The following is an 18,920-nucleotide window of genomic DNA, read 5'->3' on the forward strand; positions in this document are numbered from 1 at the left end:
ATACGGACAATAGTCCGCATCTGCGTACGGAACGGTAGGTGCGCTCAGCAAGTCAGTCAACGCCCGCCGCTACGATCGGCCGGTGCCTCCGCGCCATCACCGCACCGTCGACCGTGTGGCCGCGATCCTCGAGAGCGTCGCGCCGGTTCGTCAGGGGCTGACCCTCGCGGCCCTGGCCGAGCGCCTCGGCGCTCCCAAGAGCTCCATCCACGAGCTGGTGAACGGCCTCGTCGCGACGGGCTACCTCGTCGAGCGGGACCATCGGTTCGGCCTGGGCCCCGCGCCGTTCGTCTTGTCCCTCAACGGTAATGGCGTGGCGGCGCAGGACATCGACCGCGATCTGCTCCCCCGCATCCATGCGGAGGTCGGGTGCAGTGTGATGATCGGGATCCAGGTCGGGATGTCGCTCGTCTACATCGACCAGATCGGGGACGAGCCGGCGCTCGAGTTCGCCGCGCGGAACCACAGCCGCAGGTCGCTCTACTCGACCGCGTCCGGCAAGATCATTCTCGCGAGCATGCCGGCTCGCGAGATGGACGCCCTGCTGCACTCGGCCACGTCGGCCGAGCAGCCCGAGGTGGACCGCTTCCTCTCCGAGCTGCCGGAGATCAGGGCGACGGGACTGGCCTACAACCCGGGCGTGACGGTGCCGAAGATCTTTTCCGTGGCTACCGCCCTCCGGCGCTCCGACGGCGAGCTCGTCGGTGCCGTGTGCGCCATCCGCCCGGAGAGGCTGCGCGACGATCTGCCACGCATCGGCTCCCGGATCCAGGAACTGCTGGCTGAGCGCTTCGTCGCACGCCTCCCTTGAGGACGTCGGCGCAGTCTGCCCCTGGTTGTCGATCACTGCCGCCTCGCTCGGGTCACCGTCGTCGGGAAGGGCCCGGCGGCGGCTCCTCGCACTCGAAACGTGGCGCGCCGGCGACCCACAACTGTCACTACGGCCAGCGCGGGCCAACCTCGGCGACCGCCTGTTCGAGCGCTTCCGACGGTGCCCACGTGCGTCCGCGGCTTCGCCATCGGTCCCGGCGTGACCAGCCCGGTCACCGGCACCCGGCCGTGACTGCGGGCGCGATCGCCTCGCTGGACGAGATCTGCAGTGGGCGCCTTCCTCGGGCTGGGGACCGGCGACAATGCCGTCCGCAACCTCGGTCTGAAGGAGGCCACGAAAGCGGACGGCCGACTACCTGGCCGCCATCCGCTCGTACCACGAGACCGGAACGGCCGACTGGGACGGCATCGAGGGCGCGGGCCGGCGCTGGGACTGCCGGATCCCGGTGACCTACTCCGCGCACGGGCCGCGCCCCTCGCTCGCCAAGACCACTGGCGGGTCCCGCACCGCCGTCGCTGCGGCCCTATCCGCCGGCGGGAACCTGCTGGCTCGCGGACCGGCGTTGAACACGGTCCTGCACCGCTTTCCAAGGTTCCCTGCGGGGCCTCGCTGCGAACTACACCTAACACCCAGCACAGGAACAACGAGGACGCCGAGTCGAACGGCGCCCTCGCGACTCGGCTCGGGCTGATCGACTATCTCGCCGACGGTTCTCCCTCCCGGGTTCCCGGCAGACGTTCCAGGAGCAGATCCACGGGCACGAGAAGCAGGGCATCGGCTGGTTTTGGCTCATCGACGGCCGCCCCGGGAAGGCTTTCCTCGACCGGTGCGGTGAGGAGGGGGTCCATCCGCTCGCCGCGGACTGACGTCGGGCGCGCCGGAGCAACGTCGGCCGGAGCCGGAGCGCATGTCCGGCTTCGGCCGACGTACCCGATCGCAGCAGCTCAGTACGCGACCGACGACAGGTCCAGTCGAGCCCGGGCCTTGCGGTACAGCGTGGACGCGACCCGTGGACCGCGCGACCCCAGCGACTCCGCCGCCTGCTGCCTTGCCGCTGGCCTCACGCAGCGCGCTAGCAATCGCCCGCGCCTCGGCGCGCTCCAACTCGGCCAGCGCGCGACGTGACGCGCACGCCGCGACCTCGGGAGGCGGCGGGTGCGTCGACGACACGGACGGGGCCGGCCGCGGCGATGGCGCGCGCGAACGCCCGCTAACCCGAGCCCGGCTCCCCGACGACGAGCAGTCGCGCAACTCCCCGTGCGCACTCGGCCTCGGTGCACAGCTCCCGCCAACGCGCACTGCGCCCAACGAGCCCGGACAGCGATTTCCGGTCGTCGGGAGGTGAGGAGGTGCGGGGTGGGGGGGTGGGGGCCGTGGTCCCGGTGCTGGCGCCGGAACCACGGCCGGTCAGCCCGCCGCTGCCTTCTCCAGCACGGGAAGGATGTAGCGCTTGAACACGTCCGGGTTCTCCGACATGGGGAAGTGCCCGACCTCGTCCATCGTGACGTGATCGGCCCCGGGGATCATGGACGCCAGGTCCCGGCCCCCGGCCACTGTGCCGGACCAGTCGTACTCGCCGTTGAGGACGAAGACCGCCGTCTTCGAGGTGTCGATGTCCTTCGCCGTCTCGGAGACGTCGTGCTCGATCAGGTAGTAGTTCAGGTCGCCCGTGAACACTGGCGGGGCGCCCTGGCTGTAGGCCCAGATCGTCTCGCGCTTGTACGCCTCGGGACTCTGCGGCGCGCACAGGGTGTACATCTGCGCGGGCTTGGTGTCGTTGCCCAGACGTGGGTGGTACCACCATTTCAGGACCCGCTCCATGCCGTGGCTGTTCACCCCGGCCTCGACCCCGATCACCGACCGGTAGAAGCCCGGGTGGTGCAGGGCCAGGTCGGGCGCGAGGTGCCCACCCATCGAGCAGCCCATGTACACCGGACGGTCGAGCTCGAGGGCGGTGGCCAGGGCCAGGTGGAACTCCATGAAAAAGGCCATGGTCAGCGAGTACTCGCCGGTCCACCAGCTCTCCGAGACCGGCGGCAGCGACTTACCGTGGAAGGGCAGGTCTGCCACGATCAGGCGGTACTTCGAGGTGAAGTCGGGGTCCTCGAGCAGGTGCCGCCACTGGCGGCCGTCGCTCCCCGCCGTGTGCTGCAGGACGACCGGGACGCCCTGCCCGGCCTCCTCGTAGTACACGCGGTACTCCACGCCGCTCACGGTCAGGTAGAGGTACCGGCCGACGATGTCGGCGATCCGGGCGCTCACGCGGTCACCGCCGCGGGGCTCACGGAACGCATCAGGTCGCCGAGGCGCCGCAACGCCGGGTAGTACGCCATAATCGTCTCCAGATCACCCTCGAGGCGGAAGCCATGGCGCAGTGCGGCGGGGAAGAAGTCCTGGTAGAAGGGCTCGGGGACGGCGGCGAGCAGTTTGCTCCACTGCTCCTCGGTGCCCTGCAGGAGTACCGCGTAGGGGTCGAACAGGGTCACCTCGGGATCGATCTCGGTGACGACCCCGTCCCTGACCTGGATCGTGAAGCGCTGCGAGTCCCCGACGACGACTCTGATCGACGTGCTCAGGTAGCGGGCCTGGAGGCGGAACTCCGGGTCCGCGGCCATCGCGGTCGCGAGGCGCACTGTGTCGAGCCGTGGTGCGGTCATCTTCTTCTGTCCTTCCGCATCGGGGGGTCAGCCCCGGCGCGCGAGCAGCTCGCGCCGGCGGGCGTGGGTGGCCTCGAGGTCGACGACGAGTTGCTCGGGGGCGAAGCGCGGGTCACCGGTGATCACCACACCGTAGTCCCGGTAGGCGCCCTCGATGGTCACGTACTCGTCGCGGACGTCTCGCTTGACCCGCTCCGGGTCGCGGCGCAGCGGGTCACCCCATCCGCCGCCGCCGTTGGTGAGGTAGCGGAAGACCGTGCCGGGGCTGGTCTGCCAGTTCGGCGTGCTCGCGAAGTAGAAGTACTCCCCCGCCGGGTCGAGCGCCTTGGTCTGGGGGTCGAGGACGCCGGTGACCGGCACCGAGCCCGCGTACACCTCGGTGTTCGTGCCGAGCATCCGCTTTTGCTCGCGCACGTCGAACGTCTCGGGTGGGAAGATCCAACAGGCTCCCGCGGCGCCGTCCGCACCGCCGTGCACGCCGATGCCACTGGGGGCACGCACGTGCAGCGGGCTGGTGAAGTGCTCGGCTGCGGTGAGCCACAGGGTGTCCTTGCGGACCGCGGCGCCGCCCCGGTTCGTCCCGGCACCCGCGGTGTCCGGCGCGTACTCCTTGCGGAGGATGACGCCCGGGATGTCCGCCTCGATCGCCTCGGTGGCCGGGTCGAGGTTGTTGGCGGTGTAGAAGACGGTGTAGCTGTCCGCGTCGCCGTGCCTCGTCGCGCCCCACGGGCCGTGCTCGCCGCCGGTCTGGCAGGCCGTGAGCCAGGGGGTCCCGTCGTCGGTGAGGCCGTGGGCGTTGTGCAGGTTCAGCGAGGCGAAGCTGCCGCCGACCGCCTCCTCGCCCAGCGCGTCGCGCAGCGCCCGGAACACCGCGTGGAGCAGCGGTTCCGAGGTCTCCCAGTAGATGAAGACGGCACCGTCCGGTGGTGTTGCGCTGACCACCGTGCCCGGCGGGATGACGATGTCGATGTCGCGGTACGTGCCCGAGGTGAACGGCGTGTGCCGGTCGATCAGGTACTTGAACGCGATGCCGACGGCCGTCTTCGCATCGAGCATCGTGCCGTTGACGCTGGAGCGCGCCTGGGGTGAGGTGCCCGACAGGTCGATCTCGACCCTGCCTCCGACCTTGGTGATCCGCACGCGGATCCGGTACTCGATCGAGTCGTCGACGCCGTCGGCGTCGATGCCGTCCTCGCCGAGGTAGACACCGTCGGGCAGGCCGAGCAGGCCCTCCCGCATCGCGTCCGCCGAGACGTCCGTGCTGTAGCGCAGGGCGCCGAGGTAGGCCTGCACGCCGTAACGCTCGACGCTCTCGATGACCAGCCGCTCGCCGAGCAGCAGGTTCTGGTAGATGGTCTTGATGTCCGGCAGCAGGAGCGCCGCCAGCCGCGCGTTGTCGAAGATCAGGTTGAACGTCGGTGCCAGCGGCCGGTCGTCGCGGTAGAGCAGGTTCGGCGCAATGACCAGCCCGTTCTCGTAGACGTTGCGCTTGGTCCCGGAGAACCCACCGGGCACGACGCCACCCATGTCCAGCTGGTGCGCGCGCAGCGAGACGAACGAGATGATCTCGCCGTCGACGAAGACCGGCCGGATGAACAGAATGTCGTTGACGTGTGTGCCCGAGCGGTACGGGTCGTTGCAGATCAGGACGTCGCCCGGGCGCAGGTTCTCCGACCCGTACTCCTCGACGGTGTTGCGCACGGCGTCGCACATGGTGCCGAGGAACAGCGCGAGGCTGTTGCTCACCGCGCTCATCGGGTAGTTCTGCGCCGGCGGCCCGGAGATGGTCGCCGCGAAGTCGTACCAGTCGCGCAGGATCTGTGAGAATGCGTTGTTCAGCAGGCCGGTGCACATGTGGTCCACGATGTAGCGGACACGGCTCGACAGCACGGTCGCCGTGAACCGGTCCGTACCGTAGAGCTCCTGGAACTGGGCGTCATCGAGGTCCTTCAGCGGGACCGTCGGCGCGTTGGACTCCACGCTGGTGTCGGTCATGTCCTCTCCCCTCACGCGGCGGCCCGGGTGATGCGGATCTCGCCGTACTCGCCGATCCGCGCGACCTGGCCCTGGACCAGGAAGGTGGTGGAGAGCGGCTCCCGGATCACGGCGGGCCCGGCGATCTCGTCTCCCGCGCGCAGCGCGGTGCGGTCGTACTCGGCGGCGTCGATCTCGTCGTCCGTCAGGTACCGGATGGTCAGCCGCCGCGTGGGCTCGGCGCGCGTGCCGGGCTCGCGCGCGGGCAGCGTCGGGTACTCCACCTTGTCGGACACGACGACAGCCTGGACTCGGTAGGTCACGCCCTGTACCGGCAGCGCCTCGAACCGGTTGCCCGCGCGCTTCTCGTACGCACGGTGGAAATTCGCGATCATCGTCGTGACGGCGTCGGCGTCGATTGTGCCGCCCGGGACCTCGATGAACGGGGTCTCCCAGGTTTGGCCCGCGAGGCGGCCGTCGTAGCTGCGGACGAACTCGACGGAGCCGTGCCGGTCGCCGATCTGGCGGCGCAGCCGCTCCTCCATGTCGCGGTAGACCTCGTCGATGACGGGGCCGGACGCGGGGTCGAGGATCGTGTAGGCGCTGCGGCTGTCCGAGTAGACGAGGTCCGAGCTGACCAGGCCCAGTGCGGAGAACAGTCCGGGGTGCGGCGGGACCACGACCTCCTTCACGTGGGTCTGCTCCAGTACGGCGGGCAGCATCATCGGGCCCGCCGCGCCGTAGGCGACCAGGCTGTAATCCCGGGGGTCCACGCCGTGCTGGACGGCGATGTTGAAGACGCCTTCGGCGATGTTCGTGATGCCGATGTTGAACGCGTAGCTCACCCGCTGGTCGAAGCTCAGCTTGGAGTCCAGGTTGTCGAATGCCGACCGCGCCAGGTCGGCGTCGAGCCGCATCGTCCCGCCGGCAAACCCGGCCGGGTCCAGGATCCCCATCAGGAGGAAGGCGTCGGTCATCGTCGGCTGGTGGCCGCCGTTGCCGTAGCAGGCCGGCCCCGGGTCGGACCCCGCGGAGCCGGGGCCCACCTTCAGCTCGCCGGCCTGGTTGATCGTGACGAGCGAGCCGCCGCCCGCACCGATGCTGGTGACTTCGTTCGACAGGGCGTTCACGACGAGGTCGTGTTCGAGCTCGAACGTGGTGTCGACGAAGGGCTTCCCCTCGGTCACGAGGCTGATGTCGCACGAGGTGCCGCCCACGTCGCAGCACAGCAGGTTCTGCGCGCCGATCAGCCGGCCGAAGTGGGCGCTCGACACGGTGCCCGCGGCGGGGCCGGCGAACACGATCCGGAACGGGTGCTCCATCGCGATGTCGGAGCGGACGAGCTGCGCGGCACAGTCGGCGAAGTTCAGGTCGCCGGTGAAGCCGAGCTCGCGGAGCCCGGCGTCCAGGCGCTGGGTGTAGGCCCCGTAGATGATCTGCATGAAGACGTCGATCACCGTGGTCGACGCGCGGGCGAACTCCTTGGCGAGCGGGGAGACCTCGCTGGAAAGGGAGACGGGGATCGCACCGAGCTCCTCGTGCACCAACTCGCGCAGCCGCCGCTCGTGCACACTGTCCACGTAGGAATTGAGCAGGCAGATCGCGACGCCTTCCACCGCGCAGTCGCGCAGTACGCGCAGCTCGGCGCGGGCTTGCTCCTCGTCGACGGGGAACAGCACCGAGCCGTCCGCTGTGAGCCGCTCGGCGATGCCGCGCCGCAGGTAGCGGGGTACGAGTGGACGGGCGGCGTCGCCGAAGGAACGGCGCCAGGCCGGATCCATAGCGCCCTCCGCAGGCCGCCAGACCCGGCCCATGTCGAGGATGTCGCGGTGACCCAGCGTCGTAAGGAATGCGATCTTGGGCAGGCGCCGGGTGATCACGGCGTTGAGCCCATGGGTGCTGGCGTGGTTGAACACCGCGGAGCTCTCGACCCCGACGGCGCGCGCGCCCTCGAGAACCCCCTTCTCCGTGGTGCGAACGTCCGTGGGGACCTTCACCGTGCGGATCTCGCCGTTCGAGATCGCGACCACGTCGGTGAAGGTGCCGCCTACGTCGACTCCGATCATGTTCCGTCCTTTGCCGATAAGCTTCATTGCGGTCGGTGGGCCCGGCTGCAGGCCGGGTGGGAACGGAGCCGGGTCAGTCCAGGACCAGGCCGTGCGAGGTCAGAGTGATCGGGCCGAGCAGTCCCCACGGCTTCCGGGAGACGCTGTGCAGGCAGGCACCACATTTGACGACCTGGTACCAGCCGCCCTCAGACAGCACGGGATAGCGGCTCAGCTCGGCCTTCCCGCACCCCGGGCAGGCGCCGTCGGCGGGCTGGCGCTCCACGCGCGGACCGGGATTCACGTCGGTGTGCATAGGTGCTCCTTGTGTCGAAGGCGTGGGATCAGGCGAGCGCGCCGCCGTCGACCGGGAGGTTCACCCCGGTGATGAACGCGGACTCGTCGCTGGCCAGGAACAGCGCGGCGTTGGCCACGTCCTCCGCGGTCGCCATGCGCCCCAGCGGTATTGCAGCCGCGGTGGCCGCGGTTGCCGACTCCTTGTCCTGCACCGTGTCGATGAACTGCCCCCACATCTGGGTCGTCGCGGCGACCGGGCAGACCGAGTTGACCCTGATCCCGAAGGGAGCGAACTCCTTCGACAGCGACCTGGTGAGCATCACCGCCGCGCCCTTCGACGCCTGGTAGGCCGACATGTCGCCGCGCGCCTTGATGCCCGATAGCGATGCGGTCAGCACGATGGAGCCGCCCCTGGCCTTCATTGCACCGACCGCTGCGCGGGCCCCGAGCCAGGGGCCGCGGGCGTTGATCGCCATCAGCCGGTCGAACTCGGCCACCGACAGGTCGGTGATGGGGTGGAACGCCTGCGGGATGCCGGCGTTCGCCCAGAACACGTCGAGCCCGCCGAACTCGCGCACCGCGGTGTCGACAAGCCGCTGGTTGTCCTCCTCGGCGGCGACGTCGGCGGCGACCACCGCCGATGTCCCACCGGCAGCGGAGATCTCCTCGCCGACGGCCTTGGCCGCGGCCTCGTCGATGTCGCTGACCACCACGCGCGCTCCCTCCGCCGCGAAGCGCAGTGCCCCGGCGCGCCCCATCCCGGCGCCTGCGCCGGTGATGATCGCGACCTTTCCCTCGAGCCGCATCGCTTCTCCCTCCGTCAGATCCGGACCGTGACGGTCTTCGACTGGGTGTAGTGCTTGAGGGCCTCGAAGCCCTTCTCCCGGCCGAAACCGCTGGACTTGAAGCCGCCGAACGGCGTCTCGACGCCGCCCGCGAAGTACTCGTTGACGAACACCTGGCCGGCCTCGATCTCGGCCGCAACACGGTGTGCTCGCCCCAGGTCACTGGTCCACACACCAGCGACCAGCCCGTAGTCGGTGTCGTTGGCGATCCGCACGGCCTCGTCGTCACCATCGAAGCGGATCACCGACAGGACCGGGCCGAAGATCTCCTCGCGAGCCACCCGCATCCCGTTATCGACGTCGACCAGGACGGTGGGCTCGACGAAGAAGCCGCCGGCCAACCGCTCGTCGGCGGGGATTCCGCCACCGACCGCCACTCGCGCCCCCTCGGCGGGACCGATCTCGAGATAGGAGCGCACCTTGTCGTACTGCGCCGCCGTGGCGAGCGAGCCGACATCCGGGTCCTCGATGCCGGGCCCGATGCGCACCTGGCCGGCCCGGGCGACGAGTCGCTCTACGAGCTCGTCGTGCACCGAGGACTCGACCAGCAGCCGGCTGCCCGCCGAGCAGACCTGCCCGCATTTGAATGTGAACGCGGCAAACGCACTGCGCGCGGCGGCGTCGAGATCCGCGTCGGCGAAGACGATGTTGGGGGACTTGCCGCCCAGCTCAAGGGTGAGCGGCAGCGTCCGGTCCGCCGCCAGCCGCATGATCTCCCGGCCGGTCGCCACCGACCCGGTGAAGGCGACCTTGCGGACCGCCGGATGGGTGACGATCGGGGTGCCGACTTCGCGGCCGTAGCCCGGCACGACGTTGAGCACGCCTGCGGGCAGCCCGCACTCGGACGCGATCCGCGCCAGTTCCAACGTGGTCAGCGGCGTGTCCTCGGCGGGCTTGACGACGGCTGTGTTGCCGACCGCGAGGGCCGGCGCGAGGCCACGGGCGCCCTGGTTGATCGGCGCGTTCCAGGGGAGGACGAAGCCGACCACCCCGAAGGGCTCCTCGCGGGTGTAGGACAGGTAGTCCGCACCCAGCGGGATCGTCTCGCCGTGCAGCTTGTCGGCGCCCCCTGCGTAGTACTCGAAGTACCGCGCGGCGGTCTCGACGTCACTGCGGGACTGGGCGAGTGGCTGTCCCGTGTCCAGGGTCTCGGCCTCGGACAGCAGGTCGGCCTCGGCGCGGATCCGGGCCGCGATCGCTGCGAGGGTCCGTCCCCGCTCGACCGGCTTGGTATGGGCCCACCCGCGCGCGGCCGCGCCCGCCGCGCGCACGGCTCGCTCGACGTCCTCCGCGCAGCAGCGAGCAATCTCCGCGAGCACGGCTCCGGTGGCCGGATCGCGCGTCTCGAAGTACTCGCCGGAGATCGCCGAGGAATCCCCACCGTCGATGAATGCCTGATACCGCTTCTTCACTGAATCGGCCCTTCTGTGTGCCGTTAAACGGCACACTGTTTCGCTCAATGTCCGGAGGATGGTGCGCCTCGAGGATCGTGTCAAGCAGGAGGGAGGTCGGGCTCCGCCCGCGGTCAGAGGCGTTCGGTGATCGCGGCGGCCGTCGCGCGGACCTGCTTGCCCCACCAGGGCACCCGCTGCTCGTCGAACCGGGAGGCCGGCATCGAGATCCCCAGGCCGGCGATGGGCTGACGCCCGCCCGGGTCCATGACTGCCGTCCCGACGGCACACACGTCCGTCCGGTTCTGCCCGATGTTCACCGCGTAGCCGGTCTCGATGACGTCGGGGAATCGCGCCCTGATCCGCTCCGGATCGGTGATCGTGCGCGGCGTGAGCTGCTCCAGGGGTTCGGCGAGAATGCGGTCCTGCTCCTCCCGGGGCAGTCTGGCCAGCACGGAGAGCCCACCGGAGGTCACCGGAAACGGCGTGATGGCGCCGAGCCGAACGAAGTTGCGGACGGCCTGGTGCGAGTCGACCCGCTCGATGAGCACCATCCGCAGCCCCTCCCGGACCTGCAGCGTGACCGTCTCGTTGGTCAGGTCGCGCAGCTCGCGCATCGGCTCGAGCGCGATCTCCCGCAGATGGCCCTCGTTCGACCCGCGCTGGCCGACCGCCAGCGCACGCGCCGTTAGCGTCCAGCGCGTGTACTCCTCGCCCACCGGTCGGATCCATCCGGCCGCGGCCAGGCCGTGGAGGTTTCGCTGCACGCTGGACTTGCTCAGCCCGAGGACGCGGGAGAGCTCCCCGACCCCGACCGGCTGGTGGTCGGCGACGGCCTCGAGGACCTGCAGCCCTCGCTCGATTCCCTGCATGCAGCCCCCTTGGCACCCAAGTGTGCCGCTCAAGGGTACAGGCTCGGGTGGGCCCGAGCCCGCCCTCAAGTGGTGGGCACCGGCCTACGGGGCTGCTCGCCTCCGTGTCGCTCACCGTAGGCCCGGGTCGCGACGAGCACCTTCCGGCGGAAGATGCACACCACCAACCCGTCCTGGTTGTAGCCGCGGGTCTCGACGTACACCACCCCCCGGTCGTCCTTGGACCTGGACGGGGTCACCGCCAACACCTCGGTCTCCCCGTAGATCGTGTCGCCGTGGAAGGTCGGCTTCACGTGCCGCAGCGACTCGATCTCCAGGTTCGCGATCGCCTTGCCGGAGACGTCCGGCACGGACATGCCCAAGAGCAGCGAGTAGACGTAGTTGCCGACCACGATGTTACGGGCGAACTGGGTGCCCTCGGCGTAGTGCACGTCCAGATGCTGCGGATGGTGGTTCATCGTGAGCAGGCAGAACAGGTGGTCGTCGTACTCGGTGACCGTCTTCCCCGGCCAGTGTCGGTAGACCGCACCGACCTCGAACTCCTCGAGATAGCGTCCGAACTGCATCTCAGCCCTCCCCGCCGGTCGGCCGGCTCCAGATGTCGTGGCGCTTCATTCCGGCGGCCCGCCCCTGAAGGGCGATCACGAGGGCCATCTTGCGCGAGGCCTCGTCGATCATCTCGTCGCCGAGCATCACCGCGCCGCGCGCTCCACCGTCGACCGAAGTGGAGAACTCGTAGGCGTCGAGGATGTTCTCCGCGTGGTCGTAGTCCTGCTGACGTGGGCTGAAGACCTCGTTGGCCGCCTCGACCTGGCCCGGGTGCAGCACCCACTTGCCGTCGAAGCCGAGGGCGGCGGAACGGCCTGCGACCCGCCGGTAGCCCTCCACGTCCCGGATCTGCGCGTACGGCCCGTCGATCGCCTGCAGGCCGTTCGCCCGCGCCGCCATCAGGATGCGGGCGAGCGGATAGTGGAAAGCGTCCCCGACGTCGTAGCCCGGCGGTTGGTCGCCCACGACCAGCCCGCGCATGTTCGAGCTGGCCATGAAGTCCGCTGGCCCGAAGATGATCGTCTCCAGCCGGGGGGACGCCGCGGCGATCGACTCGACGTTCACCAGGCCACGGGGGTCCTCGATCTGTGCCTCGATGCCGAGCCTGCCGACCTCCAGCCCGTTCGCGAGCTCGATCTGGGTCAGCAGGACGTCCAGCCACTGCACCTGGGCCGCCGACTGCACCTTGGGCAGCATCACGCAGTCGAGGCTCGCCCCCGCTCCCTCGACGACCTCGATCACGTCGCGGTAGGCCCACTCGGTCGACAGGTCGTTGACCCGAACGACGCGGGTCCGGTCGCCCCACCCTCCCTCGGTGAGCGCCGCGACGATGTTCTTGCGCGCTCCCGGCTTCTCGAGCGGGGCACAGGCGTCTTCCAGATCGAGGAAGACCTGGTCGACGCGCAGACCGCGCGCCTTGTCCATCATCTTCGGACTCGAGCCCGGCACGGCCAGGCACGAGCGCCGGGCGCGTTGTGGACGAGTGTTCTCAGGCACTCTTGATCTCTCCTTCTGCGAACGGGACCGGCTCGTCGAGGCCTGCGGCGCGGAGTACCTCGCGGGTGTGCTCGCCGAGCAGCGGGGCGCGGCGGGGGGCCTGCGCGGGCAGGCCCGCGAACTTGATAGGGCTGCCGACGATCGTGACCGGACGCGCATAGCCGGGCTGCTCGACCTCGACCAGCATCGCGCGAGCCGCGACGTGCGGGTCACCGAAGATCATCTCCGCGTTCTGCACCGGCCCGACCGGCACCTTGCCCCCGAGCACCGCCACCACCTCGGCGAGGGGACGGGCTCCGGTCCACTCGACCAGGACCGTACGGACCAGCTCGCCGTTGCGGACCCGCACCGACGCGGTGCGAAGCCGGGGGTCTTCGACCAGGTCCGGACGGCCGATGAGCGTGGCCAACCGGCTCCACTGCGCGTCCGTCGGCGCGGCGATCGTGACCCAGCCGTCGGCGGTCGGCAGGGTGTCGAAGGGCGAGAGCAGCGAGTGGGCGTTGCCCTGCCTGGTCGGCGCGATCCCGGTGTAGGAGTACTGGTACACCGAGCGCTCGCACATCGCGAGCAGCGCGTCATACATCGCGACGTCGACGAACTCGCCCTCCCCAGTCTCCCGGGCTCGATGCAGCGCCGCCAGCACCCCGGCGACGAGGAACAGCGCGGGCACCGTGTCGCCGATCCCGGGTCCGGCCTTCGTCGGCGGCCCGTCGGCCGCGCCGGTGATCTCCATGAACCCGCTCATCGCCTGTGCGGTGATGTCATAGGCCGGCCAGTCCCGCATCGGGCTGTCGCCGGTGCGGGCGTCGCCGAAGCCTCGGATCGCGCCGTAGACCAGCCGCGGGTTGTGCTCCCGGAGCGTCTCGTAGGAGAGCCGCAACCGCTCCATCACGCCGCTGCGGAAATTCTCGATCACCAGGTCGGCGTCCTCGACGAGGCGGAGCAACGCGGCCCGGCCCGCGTCCGTCGCCAGGTCCAGCACGATCCCGCGCTTGTTGCGATTGACGCTCTGGAAGTAGCCGCCGTACGCGCGGACCTCGTCGTCCTCTGGGAAGGGCCCCTGGTCGCGGATGAAGTCGCCAGATGGTGACTCGACCTTGATCACGTCGGCTCCGAGATCCGCCAACAGCGCGGTGGCGAACGGACCGGCCAGCATCTGGGTGAGGTCGACCACGCGTACCCCCGTCAAGGGCCCCCGGGGGCCGGCCGTCACCGGCCACCCCGCCCGAGCAGTGCGTCGGAGATGATCCGCTTCTGGATCTCCGAGGTGCCCTCGAAGATGCGGGTGAGCCGGGCGTCCCGCCAGTACCGTTCGACCGGGTAGTCCGTCGTGTACCCGGCACCGCCGTGGATCTGCAGCGCCTCGCTGGTGACGCGCTCGGCCATGTCGGAGGCGAACAGCTTGACCATGGAGGCCGTGAGCGGGCTCGCCCTCCCAGTGTCGACCGCCGCGCAGACCTGGTTCATGAGCGCACGGGCGGCCGCGATCTCGGTCGCCATCTCGGCGATCTTGAAACGGATCGCCTGGTTCTCCCCGATCGGCTTCCCGAACTGCACCCGCTCGGCCGCGTAGCGGATCGCGTCCTCCAGGCCGCCGCGGGCCAGCCCGATCGCGCGGGCCGCGGTGTGGATGCGTGCAGTGTCGAGATCGCCCATGGCGATCGCGAACCCGCGGCCCCGCTCCCCGACGATCTCGTCCGCCCAGGCGTCCTCGAAGGACAGCTCCCAGGTCTTCCACCCGTGGTAACCGATCTTGCGCACCGGGGTGCCCTTGACTCCCTCCGGCAGGGTCCCGCGCTCCTTCGGCATGAGGAAGCAGGTGATGCCGCGGGCCCGGTGCGCGGGATCGAGGGGCTCGGTGCGTGCGAACACCTGCAGGTAGTCGGCCCCATCCGCGAAGGTGCACCACATCTTCTGTCCGGTGATGCGCCAGCCGTCGCCGTCCGGCCGGGCTCGGGTGGCCAGGTTCGCGACATCCGAACCCGCCTCCGGCTCGGACAGGGCGAACGCGGAGAGAAACTCGCCACGCGCCATCCGCGGCAGGAAACGCTCGCGCTGCTCGGCGGTGAACCCGGCCGTGAACTGCTGCCCCCGCGCGACCAGGCTGGCCACACTCATCCAACCGCGCGCAAGTTCCTCGACCACGATCGCGTACTCGGACAGACCCAGGCCGAGCCCGCCGTACTCCTCGGGGATGAGGATGCCGAAGAAGCCGAGATCGGCCATCTTCGCGCGCAGCTCCAGCGGGATCTCGCCGCCGACCGGGTCCAGCTCGTTCGCCACGGGAAGGACCTCCCGGGAAACGAAGTCCCTGGCCATCGCCTGGATCGCCACCCGTTCCTCCGTGAGGAAGGGACCGACCGACGCCTCACCGGTCGCCGTCTTCATCACAGCCGCCTCCTTCAGTCGTGCCGTTCAGCGGCATAGTGTGTCGTTTGCCGGGCTACCTTTGCCCACCGCAGACGATGTCGTCAACCCGGGAACTGGACAACCACGCCCGTCCGACGCACTCGGCGCCGGCATACGGCCGTCGTGGTCGAGCGCGGCGGTCATCGGGCCCGCACCTGTGGGCCGCCCAGTTCGGCGAGCAACCCGGCCGCGAGCAAGAGATAGACCACCACCCGCAAGGGCAGATTGCACACGTGACTGCACCGCTAGCCGATCACTCGTCGCGAAGGTCGGCTCGCTCGGGCTGAATCGTTGCTGTCATCGTTGCTGGCAGTCGCCGTGCTTCTTCTCGCGTCCGGCCTGCTCAGGTGATCTACATGCCGTCGCAGGATCGTCCTTGCCGGAGCGTTTGCAGGTTTCTCACATTGGGGCCGATTGGTCGTAGGAACGAGGCCGCAGGATCGCCGCGTCACGACTGAGGTGCTGCCCGCAGGTCGGTGCCCTTGGTCTCCCGGATCGCCAGCAACGCGATCAGGCTGACGATCGCAAACGCGACGACGGGAAGGGCCGGAGCGGCCGGACCGCTGTGGGCAGCCGTGGTGGCGGCAACGATCAGGGGGGTGATCCCGCCGCCGAGCAGGCTTGCCAGCTGGTAGCCAAGCGAAGCTCCGGTGTATCGGGAGGATGTACCGAACTGCTCGGCGATGAACGCCGCGGTCGGGCCGTAGTTCGAGCCGTGACAAAGCGGGAAGAGCAGGATGAAGGCGAGCAGCACCAGCACGCTGCTTCCGGAGCCGAGCATCATGAAGACCGGGTAGCTCAAGACGGCCAGGCCTGTCATCCCGCCGAGCAGGACACGACGCCTGCCGATGCGGTCGGCCAGCCGGGCGAAGGCCAGCACCGTGAAGATCTCTATGAACATGCAGATGCCGTAGGCCAGGAGGGCAAACGAGCGGCTGACGCCGGCCTCGACTGCATACGAGATGCCGACTGTCGCGAAGATCGCGTTGACCGAGAAGCTGGCCATGCAACCGAGCGCCGTCAGGATGACGGGCTTCGGCTTTCGAAGGATCTCCAGAATCGGCGGCTTCTGCTTGGCCTCGTTGCGCCGCTGTACAAACGCCGCCTCGAAAACGGGACTCTCGGTGACCCTCGTGCGGATGAACAGTCCGATCACGAGCAGGACCGCGGACAGCAGGAAGGGTATGCGCCATCCCCAGCCCAGGAACTGTTCGCGAGGCAGCAGAGCGACGGCGGCCATGGCAAGCGAGCCCAGCACGGAACCGGACGGGGCCCCGGCGTTGGCGAACGCTGCGTAGAAGGCCCGCCGCGTGCTGTTCTCGGCATGCTCGAGCGCCATAAGGACGGCCCCACCCCACTCGCCTCCGACGGCGATGCCCTGGCACAGCCGGAGGATGACGAGGATGACGGCGCTCCACGAGCCGAGGACCGAGGGGGGCGGGATCGCTCCGATGAGGATCGTCGCGACGCCCATCATCGTCATCGACACGACCAACGTCGTCTTACGTCCCATCCGGTCGCCGAAGTGACCGAACAGAATGCCGCCCAGTGGCCGCGCCAGGTACCCCGACGTGAAGGTGGCGACCGACGCGAGCGTCGCGGTCTGCGGGCTCATGCCGGAGAAGAAGACCGGCCCGAACACCAGCGCGGTAGCCGAGGCGTAGAGAAGGAAGTCGTAGAACTCGAAGGTGCTGCCCAGGTAACTGGACAGCACCACGCGCCGTAGGCGGCGGCGCTGTGCCGTGACGTCCTGCGTCCCGGCGTCGTCGTTCACGGTGACCACGTCTGCTCCCGTCGTCGTTGAGGTAAAGAGGCGCTACGCCACAGCGAATGATGCTTCGGCAGGGGGAAGATAGGACCAGCCTCACGGCTAGGTCAAGCAAGCGCCACCAGTCGCGCTGCCTTGAAAGGTGAGCCTCTGAGGCGGCGGCGACTGCCGCCGCCGTGGACTACGAGCCCTCCCCGCTGCCCTCTCCTAAACACGCCCTATGACGACGAAACCGCCCCCACCGTCCTGTGCCAAGCCGTGGCCTGCTACACCGCCCGCGGGGTCATCGTGATCCGAGTGCTGACCGACAACGGCTCGGCCTACGCCCGTACCTGTGGCGTGAGACCTGCGTCGACCTGGGCATCACGCCCACCCTGACCCGCCCCTGCGGGACCAAACCAACGGCAAGATCGAGCGGTTTACCGCGCCCTGGCCGACCGGTGGGCATTCCGGCGCTTCTCCGCCAGCGAGTCACGCCAGAAGGCCCTCCCCGCATTACTCCACGAGTACAACCCCACAGGCCCACACCGCCCTCGGCGACCAACCAGCCATCACCCGGTTGACCAACCTCCCCGGGCAGCACAACTAGCACAGGCGACAGTGCTCAGCACGACGACGATAGGCTGATGAAGAGTCTGTCCGAGGGCGGCCGCCCACCTTGCGCCGCGAACAGCAGGCCGAGGACGACAGGTTGGGGTGAAGGTGTCGAAGATCGTCGGCCGGACGCTCGACTTCCTGGAGTTGTTCGCCAAGGAACAACGCCCGTTGACGCTGACCGACATCGCCCGGCATCTAGAAATCCCGCTGTCGAGCTGTCACGACGTTCTGCGCACCCTCGAGGCTCGCGGCTACTTGTATGAGGTCAACCAACGCGCCGGCTACTACCCCACTCTGCGCCTGCGCAATATTGCGGACAGTGTCGCTGAACAGGATCCGATCCTGCTCCACCTGGACGATCGCCTACGGCGGTTGAGGGACGAGCTCGGAGAGTCCGTGGCCCTGGCGAAGTCGTCAGGCATGCGCCTGACCTATGTGCTGGTCTTTCACAGCCCGAACCCTCTTCGCTTCCAGATGGTCGCTGGTTCGGAGGTGCGCGGCTACCACGCCACCTCAGGCGGCAAGGCGTTCCTCGGACGGCTTGGTATCGACGATCTCAGGAAGCACCTGGCGTCCGCGGATCTCGCGCCACTGACCGCTCGAACCGAGACCGACATCTCGAAGATCCTTGAGGATATCCGGGCCTCGGAAGAGCGCGGCTGGTTCCTCAACAACGAGGAGAGCGTCGAGGGTGTGACCACGGTCAGCGCGCGGTTCAGCTGGCAAGGCTCCGCCTTCGTCGTCACTGCGGCCGGTCCCACAAGTCGCGTCCTCCCACGAGTGGATGCCATCGGTGGTCGCCTGCGCGCACTCTGCCAGGAGCTGGGCAGCCAGGCCGGGCTTCGGAGTTGAATCGGCCTCTCGCCCGACTCACGCGGTTCGCCGAACCTGCCTGATGGAAGTCTCCTCAGTGTCGGAAACATGACGTGCCACCGTGTCGCGCGCGGCTTCGACGCCGTCGACGATGCCCTGGTATCCGGTGCAACGGCAGATGTTCCCCGACAGCTCCTCGCGGATCTTGTCGCGGTCGGCGTCGGGCTCCGTGTCGAGCAGGTGCAGGGCGCTGATCAACATGCCGGGTGTGCAGAAGCCGCACTGCAAGCCGTGGTGGGCGACGAATGCCTCCTGCAGCGGGTGGAGCTCGCCGTCCGTGCCCTCCAGGCCCTCGACCGTCGTCACGGAGGACCCGTCGGCCTGCACCGCGAACATGAGGCAGGCGCGGGCCGGCTCCCCGTCGACGAGGACGGTGCAGGCGCCGCACACCCCGTGTTCGCAGCCGAGGTGCGTGCCGGTGAGGCCGCAGTCCTCGCGCAGGGCGTCGGCCAGGGTGCGACGGGGCTCGACGTCGATCTGCGTCCGCTCCCCGTTCACGCTGAGGCTGATGTTCATCGTCGCTCTCCTACTCGATGCCGACCTGGGCGAGCGCACGGCGCACCATCTCTCCCGCGATCGCGCGGCGGAACGGGGCCGAGCCGTGCAGGTCGGCAGTCGGGCCGATCTCGTCCGGCTGTGGCCCGAGCGGCGTCGGATCGCGGTGTGTCCGATCCAGCGGGCGGCCTCGGCGAGCAGCGGGTGGTGTGTCTGCTCCACAAGCCGGCTGTGCCGAGTGAGGGCACCGACCTCGACCGCGCCGTCCACCGGGCGGACCCGGGCGAGGCCGGCGGATCCGGTTGACGTCGACGAGCACG

The 18,920-nt window shown here is 69.3% G+C and carries 17 protein-coding genes and 1 pseudogene; 4 read left to right on the plus strand and 14 right to left on the minus strand.

Annotated features, from left to right (window positions below; all coding sequences use genetic code 11):
- Positions 1–115: 115 nt before the first annotated feature.
- Positions 116–811 carry an IclR family transcriptional regulator gene (locus LWC35_RS40090; RefSeq protein ID WP_232868340.1) on the plus strand — a complete coding sequence of 232 codons (696 nt, stop codon included), beginning with the start codon at positions 116–118 and terminating at the stop codon, positions 809–811.
- A 1,428-nt stretch (positions 812–2,239) separates the two neighbouring features.
- On the opposite strand, the gene LWC35_RS03125 is transcribed toward LWC35_RS40090, so the two are convergent.
- From LWC35_RS03125 to LWC35_RS03185, 13 genes are all read right to left on the minus strand, one after another.
- Complete coding sequence (locus LWC35_RS03125; protein ID WP_232868341.1) at positions 2,240–3,094, minus strand: alpha/beta fold hydrolase; 855 nt, start codon at positions 3,092–3,094, stop codon at positions 2,240–2,242.
- A complete protein-coding gene (locus LWC35_RS03130; protein ID WP_232868342.1) occupies positions 3,091–3,489 on the minus strand; it encodes a hypothetical protein in 399 nt (132 codons plus the stop codon). Before LWC35_RS03130 ends, LWC35_RS03125 begins: the two co-directional genes overlap by 4 nt.
- A 27-nt stretch (positions 3,490–3,516) precedes the next feature.
- Positions 3,517–5,484 carry a hydantoinase B/oxoprolinase family protein gene (locus tag LWC35_RS03135; protein ID WP_232868343.1) on the minus strand — a complete coding sequence of 656 codons (1,968 nt, stop codon included), beginning with the start codon at positions 5,482–5,484 and terminating at the stop codon, positions 3,517–3,519.
- Between the two features lie 11 nt (positions 5,485–5,495).
- Entirely contained in the window at positions 5,496–7,529 is a 2,034-nt protein-coding gene (locus LWC35_RS03140; protein WP_232868344.1) for a hydantoinase/oxoprolinase family protein, read from the minus strand.
- 73 nt (positions 7,530–7,602) lie between these two features.
- Positions 7,603–7,824 (minus strand): hypothetical protein, encoded by a 222-nt coding sequence (locus tag LWC35_RS03145; RefSeq protein ID WP_232868345.1) that lies wholly within the window; start codon positions 7,822–7,824, stop codon positions 7,603–7,605.
- A 28-nt stretch (positions 7,825–7,852) separates the two neighbouring features.
- Positions 7,853–8,611, minus strand: a complete 759-nt coding sequence (locus tag LWC35_RS03150) for a glucose 1-dehydrogenase (RefSeq protein WP_232868346.1) — start codon at positions 8,609–8,611, stop codon at positions 7,853–7,855.
- Between the two features lie 14 nt (positions 8,612–8,625).
- A complete protein-coding gene (locus tag LWC35_RS03155) occupies positions 8,626–10,110 on the minus strand; it encodes an aldehyde dehydrogenase family protein (protein ID WP_232868347.1) in 1,485 nt (494 codons plus the stop codon).
- Between the two features lie 65 nt (positions 10,111–10,175).
- The gene (locus tag LWC35_RS03160; protein WP_232868348.1) at positions 10,176–10,913 is read right to left on the minus strand and encodes an IclR family transcriptional regulator; all 738 of its coding nucleotides are present in this window, start codon (positions 10,911–10,913) and stop codon (positions 10,176–10,178) included.
- 65 nt (positions 10,914–10,978) lie between these two features.
- A complete protein-coding gene (locus tag LWC35_RS03165) occupies positions 10,979–11,479 on the minus strand; it encodes a MaoC family dehydratase (protein WP_232868349.1) in 501 nt (166 codons plus the stop codon).
- 1 nt (position 11,480) lies between these two features.
- Positions 11,481–12,458: an HpcH/HpaI aldolase/citrate lyase family protein gene (locus LWC35_RS03170; protein WP_232868350.1), complete on the minus strand. Its 978-nt coding sequence runs from the start codon at positions 12,456–12,458 to the stop codon at positions 11,481–11,483.
- The gene (locus LWC35_RS03175; protein WP_308194450.1) at positions 12,451–13,671 is read right to left on the minus strand and encodes a CaiB/BaiF CoA transferase family protein; all 1,221 of its coding nucleotides are present in this window, start codon (positions 13,669–13,671) and stop codon (positions 12,451–12,453) included. The genes LWC35_RS03170 and LWC35_RS03175 overlap by 8 nt, the downstream gene beginning before the upstream one ends.
- Positions 13,668–14,846 carry an acyl-CoA dehydrogenase family protein gene (locus LWC35_RS03180; RefSeq protein ID WP_232868351.1) on the minus strand — a complete coding sequence of 393 codons (1,179 nt, stop codon included), beginning with the start codon at positions 14,844–14,846 and terminating at the stop codon, positions 13,668–13,670. The genes LWC35_RS03175 and LWC35_RS03180 overlap by 4 nt, the downstream gene beginning before the upstream one ends.
- Before the next feature lie 469 nt (positions 14,847–15,315).
- Positions 15,316–16,650 carry an MFS transporter gene (locus LWC35_RS03185; protein ID WP_232868352.1) on the minus strand — a complete coding sequence of 445 codons (1,335 nt, stop codon included), beginning with the start codon at positions 16,648–16,650 and terminating at the stop codon, positions 15,316–15,318.
- A gap of 216 nt (positions 16,651–16,866) precedes the next feature.
- Here LWC35_RS03185 and LWC35_RS40780 point away from each other — a divergent pair.
- Positions 16,867–17,224: pseudogene (locus tag LWC35_RS40780) on the plus strand (integrase core domain-containing protein); the annotation flags it as partial.
- Positions 17,225–17,331: 107 nt separating this feature from the next.
- Complete coding sequence (locus LWC35_RS40095) at positions 17,332–18,084, plus strand: IclR family transcriptional regulator (protein ID WP_232868353.1); 753 nt, start codon at positions 17,332–17,334, stop codon at positions 18,082–18,084.
- 18 nt (positions 18,085–18,102) lie between these two features.
- Here LWC35_RS40095 and LWC35_RS03195 read toward each other — a convergent pair whose 3' ends face one another.
- Complete coding sequence (locus LWC35_RS03195; RefSeq protein ID WP_232868354.1) at positions 18,103–18,621, minus strand: (2Fe-2S)-binding protein; 519 nt, start codon at positions 18,619–18,621, stop codon at positions 18,103–18,105.
- Positions 18,622–18,768: 147 nt separating this feature from the next.
- Between LWC35_RS03195 and LWC35_RS03200 the strand changes: the two genes are divergently transcribed.
- The gene (locus LWC35_RS03200) at positions 18,769–18,906 is read left to right on the plus strand and encodes a hypothetical protein (protein ID WP_232868355.1); all 138 of its coding nucleotides are present in this window, start codon (positions 18,769–18,771) and stop codon (positions 18,904–18,906) included.
- Positions 18,907–18,920: the final 14 nt, after the last annotated feature.

Origin of the sequence: Pseudonocardia kujensis, assembly GCF_021283305.1 — a bacterium.
Classification (GTDB): Bacteria; Actinomycetota; Actinomycetes; order Mycobacteriales; family Pseudonocardiaceae; genus Pseudonocardia; species Pseudonocardia kujensis.

Excerpts from the sequence above, each read along its gene's own strand:
- LWC35_RS03160 (WP_232868348.1), bottom strand. The coding sequence starts at position 10,913 with ATGCAGGGAATCGAGCGAGGGCTGCAGGTCCTCGAGGCCGTCGCCGAC.
- LWC35_RS03140 (WP_232868344.1), bottom strand. The coding sequence starts at position 7,529 with ATGATCGGAGTCGACGTAGGCGGCACCTTCACCGACGTGGTCGCGATC.
- LWC35_RS03165 (WP_232868349.1), bottom strand. The coding sequence starts at position 11,479 with ATGCAGTTCGGACGCTATCTCGAGGAGTTCGAGGTCGGTGCGGTCTAC.
- LWC35_RS03135 (WP_232868343.1), bottom strand. The coding sequence starts at position 5,484 with ATGACCGACACCAGCGTGGAGTCCAACGCGCCGACGGTCCCGCTGAAG.
- LWC35_RS03145 (WP_232868345.1), bottom strand. The coding sequence starts at position 7,824 with ATGCACACCGACGTGAATCCCGGTCCGCGCGTGGAGCGCCAGCCCGCC.
- LWC35_RS03150 (WP_232868346.1), bottom strand. The coding sequence starts at position 8,611 with ATGCGGCTCGAGGGAAAGGTCGCGATCATCACCGGCGCAGGCGCCGGG.
- LWC35_RS03180 (WP_232868351.1), bottom strand. The coding sequence starts at position 14,846 with ATGAAGACGGCGACCGGTGAGGCGTCGGTCGGTCCCTTCCTCACGGAG.
- LWC35_RS03195 (WP_232868354.1), bottom strand. The coding sequence starts at position 18,621 with ATGAACATCAGCCTCAGCGTGAACGGGGAGCGGACGCAGATCGACGTC.
- LWC35_RS03130 (WP_232868342.1), bottom strand. The coding sequence starts at position 3,489 with ATGACCGCACCACGGCTCGACACAGTGCGCCTCGCGACCGCGATGGCC.